General features: G+C 68.0%; 4 protein-coding genes. 2 read left to right on the top strand and 2 right to left on the bottom strand.

From position 1 onward, the window contains the following. The coding region (locus CCN29_RS05920) for an NAD-dependent epimerase/dehydratase family protein (protein WP_143661284.1) at positions 1–490 on the bottom strand (490 nt) is incomplete at its 3' end. Continuing rightward, positions 487–1,548: a galactose-1-phosphate uridylyltransferase gene (gene galT, locus CCN29_RS05915; protein WP_006135810.1), complete on the bottom strand. Its 1,062-nt coding sequence runs from the start codon at positions 1,546–1,548 to the stop codon at positions 487–489. The genes CCN29_RS05920 and galT, both read right to left, overlap by 4 nt. A gap of 176 nt (positions 1,549–1,724) precedes the next feature. On the opposite strand from galT, the gene CCN29_RS05910 reads away from it, so the two are divergent. Then, complete coding sequence (locus CCN29_RS05910) at positions 1,725–3,404, top strand: sodium:solute symporter family protein (RefSeq protein ID WP_006135811.1); 1,680 nt, start codon at positions 1,725–1,727, stop codon at positions 3,402–3,404. Positions 3,405–3,425: 21 nt separating this feature from the next. Then, a complete protein-coding gene (locus CCN29_RS05905; protein WP_031066493.1) occupies positions 3,426–3,746 on the top strand; it encodes a hypothetical protein in 321 nt (106 codons plus the stop codon). Positions 3,747–3,940: the final 194 nt, after the last annotated feature.

Raw genomic sequence — 3,940 nt, 5'->3', positions numbered from 1 at the left:
GGGAGACCGCGCCCAGTCCGTGGGCCGTGGCCTCGCCGGTGATCATGTGGTCGACGGCGAGCTTGGAGGCGCCGTAGGGGCTGGTGGGGCGGGTGGGGGCGGTCTCGACGATCGGGACCTGCTCGGGCTCGCCGTACGTCGCGGCCGTGGAGGAGAACACGAGCCGGTGCACGCCCGCCTCGCGCATCGCGCCGAGCAGCGCCATGGTGCCGCCGACGTTGTTGTCCCAGTACTTCTCCGGCTTCTGCACCGACTCGCCGACCTGGGAGAAGGCGGCGAAGTGCAGCACGCCGTCGTAGGAGGAGTCCAGCCATTTGGCGGCATCGCGGATGTCGCCCTCGACGAAAGCGGCGCCGGCGGGGACGCCCTCACGGAAGCCGGTGGAGAGGTTGTCGAGCACGACGACCTCGTGACCGGCCTCGACCAGATGCTGGGCGACGACGCTGCCCACGTACCCCGCGCCCCCGGTGACCAGGTACTTCCCGCTCATGAACTCGCTACCTCTCGCAGTCGCTCGGCCGCGCGCTCCGGCGGCACGTCGTTGATGAAGACGTTCATGCCGGACTCGGAGCCCGCGAGGAACTTCAGCTTGCCGGACGTCCGGCGGATGGTGAAAAGCTCCAGGTGCAGCGCGAAGTCGTCGCGCGTCACACCCTCGAAGTCTTCCAGGGCGCCGAACGGCGCCTGGTGCCAGGCGGCGATGTACGGCGTGGGCGGCTCGTTCTCCCCGAAGATCCGGTCGAAGCGCCTGAGCAGTTCCAGGTACACCCGGGAGAACTCCGCGCGCGCCGCCTCGTCGAGTCCCAGCAGGTCCGGCACCCTGCGCTTGGGATACAGGTGGACTTCGTACGGCCAGTGCGCCGCGTACGGCACGAAGGCCACCCAGTGCTCGCCCTCCAGGACGACCCGCTCGTCCGCCCGCTCCCGCTCGACCACGGCGTCGAACAGGTTCTCGCCTCCGGTCGCCTCCTTGTGCGCGGCCACCTGGCGGAGCATCAGTGCGGTGCGAGGGGTGGTGAAGGGGTAGGCGTAGATCTGCCCGTGGGGGTGCTGGAGGGTGACGCCGATCTCGGCCCCGCGGTTCTCGAAGCAGAACACCTGGTCAACGGAGGGCAGATGCGACAGCTCGGACGTGCGGTCCGTCCAGGCGTCCAGCACGAGCCGCGCCTGCCGCTCGCTCAGCGAGGCGAAGGAGGCGTCGTGGTCGGAGGTGAAGCAGACGACCTCGCAGCGGCCGGAGTCGCCGGCGAGCGAGGGGAAGCGGTTCTCGAAGACCACCACGTCGTACGAGGAGTCGGGGATCTCGCTGAGCCGGTCGCCCTCGGACGGGCACAGCGGGCACTCGTCGGCCGGCGGGTGATACGTACGGCCCTGCCGGTGCGAGGCGACGGCGACGGAGTCGCCCAGCAGCGCGTCGTGCCGGATCTCGGAGGTGGTGACCGTCGCGTCCAGCGGACGGCGGTCCACCGCGTCGCGCACGGTGTCGTCGGCGAGGTCGTAGTAGATGAGCTCGCGGCCGTCGGCCAGCCGGGTCGAGGTCTTCTTCACTGTGGTACTCCTCCGCACCCGCCAGTCACTCAACACAATCGAACATAACACATCACAACTCACCAGCCAGCGCCGCTCATCACGATCAAACAAAGAACGTGTACGAACGTGTTCAGTAATTGAACACGGAGGCGTAGATTCCGCGTCGGATCAGTTCGCGAACGAAGCGAGTGCGTATGCATACCCCCACAAACCTGGCCGCGGAGCTTCGGCTCCCCACCAACTGGCTGGACTACACGATCCTCGGGATCTACTTCGTCGTCGTGCTCGGCATCGGCTTCGCCGCCCGCCGGTCGGTCAAGACGAGCCTGGACTTCTTCCTCTCCGGCCGCTCGCTGCCCGCCTGGGTGACCGGACTCGCGTTCATCGCGGCCAACCTCGGCGCCACCGAGATCCTCGGCATGGCCGCGAACAGCGCGCAGTACGGCGTCTACACGACGCACTGGTACTGGATCGGCGCCATCCCCGCGATGGTGTTCCTGGGCCTGGTGATGATGCCGTTCTACTACGGCTCCAAGGTCCGCTCGGTCCCCGAGTTCCTGCTGATGCGCTTCGACAAGGCGGCGCACCTGCTGAGCTCGATCCTCTTCGCGGCGGCCGCCATCCTCATCGCAGGCGTCAACCTCTACGCCCTCGCGATCGTCGTCGAGGCCCTCCTCGGCTGGCCGCAGTGGGTGGCCATCGTCGTCGCCGGCGCGTTCGTCCTCGGCTACATCACCCTGGGCGGCCTGTCCTCGGCGATCTACAACGAGGTCCTCCAGTTCTTCGTCATCCTCGCGGCGCTCATCCCGATCACCGTGCTCGGCCTGAAGAGCGTCGGCGGCTGGGACGGCCTGACCGACAAGCTCACCGCGTCCCACGGCGACAACTTCGTCACGGCCTGGGGCGGCACCGGCATCGGCAGCGACAACCCGCTCGGCGCCAACTGGCTGACCATCGTCCTCGGCCTCGGCTTCGTCCTCTCCTTCGGCTACTGGACGACCAACTTCGCCGAGGTGCAGCGCGCGCTGTCCGCGAAGAACCTCTCGGCGGCCCAGCGCACCCCGCTGATCGCCGCGTTCCCGAAGATCTTCATCGTCTTCCTGGTGATGATCCCCGGCCTGGTCGCCGCCGTGCTCGTCCCCAAGATCGGCACCAGCGGCTCGGACCTGCAGTACAACGACGCCATCCCGTACCTGATGCAGCAGCTGCTGCCCAACGGCGTGCTGGGCATCGCCGTGACCGGTCTGCTGGCCGCGTTCATGGCCGGCATGGCGGCGAACGTCTCCTCGTTCAACACCGTCTTCACCTCCGACATCTGGGCGAAGTACGTGGTGACGGACCGCGAGGACTCCTACTACGTGCGCTTCGGCCGCCTGATCACCGCGATCGGCGTGCTCGCGTCCATCGGCACGGCGTTCCTGGCCAGCTCGTTCTCCAACATCATGGCCTACCTGCAGACGCTGTTCTCCTTCTTCAACGTGCCGATGTTCGTCGTCTTCATCATCGGCATGTTCTGGAAGCGGGCGTCGATGAAGTCCGGCTTCTGGGGCCTGATCGCCGGCACCACCGCCGCGATGGTCAACTACTTCGTCATCTACAAGCAGGGCATCATCGACATCCCCTCCGACCAGGGCGCCAACTTCGTCTCCGCGATCGCCGGCTTCGTCGCGGGCGCGGTCGTCATGGTCGCGGTGTCCCTGTTCACGGCGCCCAAGCCGCAGGCCGAGCTCCAGGGGCTGGTGTACGGCACCCGCTCGCCCGGCATGGCGGAGCCGCCCGCGGAGGGCGACGACGCCTGGTACCGCAAGCCCGCGCTGCTGGGCTGGGGCGCAGTGATCCTGGCCGCCGTCTGCTACATCCCGTTCTCGTTCTGACCGCGGGAGGATTGAGAGAGCATGTCCGAGCACAACCGCGAGAGTGACCTCCAGAGGGAGATCACCGAGCTGGAGACCAAGTCCGCGACGGCCGCCCGGTTGTTCGACATCCGGCGGATCATCGGTGGGTTGTTCGTGCTGTACGGGGTGATCGTGATGATCGCCGGGTTCACGGCGTCGGATGCCGACATCGACAAGGCGGAGGGGGTCAACATCAACCTGTGGACGGGGTTGGGGATGCTGATCCTCGGCCTGCTGTTCCTTCTGTGGCTGTGGTTGCGTCCCACGGCGCCGCCGCCTCCGGACACCGTCCCTGCCGGCGAGGACGCGTCCGGCAACTGACCCACGTCCTTCTCACACGGGGTGTGCGCCCCCTCAACTACGGGGGTTGCACACCCCGTGTGCGTGGGGCGCCCGGTGTCGGTGCGGGCCCGTTGCACACCCCGTGTGCCTGTGGGCGCCGGCGTTGGTGCGGGCCGGGGGGCGCCGGCGCAACTCGGCGCCAACGAGGTGCCGCCGCGCGCTCGCGGTTGGCG

This window comes from Streptomyces pseudogriseolus, assembly GCA_002154585.1.
Classification (GTDB): Bacteria; Actinomycetota; Actinomycetes; order Streptomycetales; family Streptomycetaceae; genus Streptomyces; species Streptomyces pseudogriseolus.
The sequence above is the reverse complement of the archived record's forward strand: the minus strand, read 5'-3'. Positions and strand labels throughout refer to the sequence as shown.

Bases quoted from the DNA above. Each gene is read 5' to 3' on its own strand.
- CCN29_RS05910 (WP_006135811.1), top strand. From the start codon at position 1,725: ATGCATACCCCCACAAACCTGGCCGCGGAGCTTCGGCTCCCCACCAAC.
- CCN29_RS05905 (WP_031066493.1), top strand. From the start codon at position 3,426: ATGTCCGAGCACAACCGCGAGAGTGACCTCCAGAGGGAGATCACCGAG.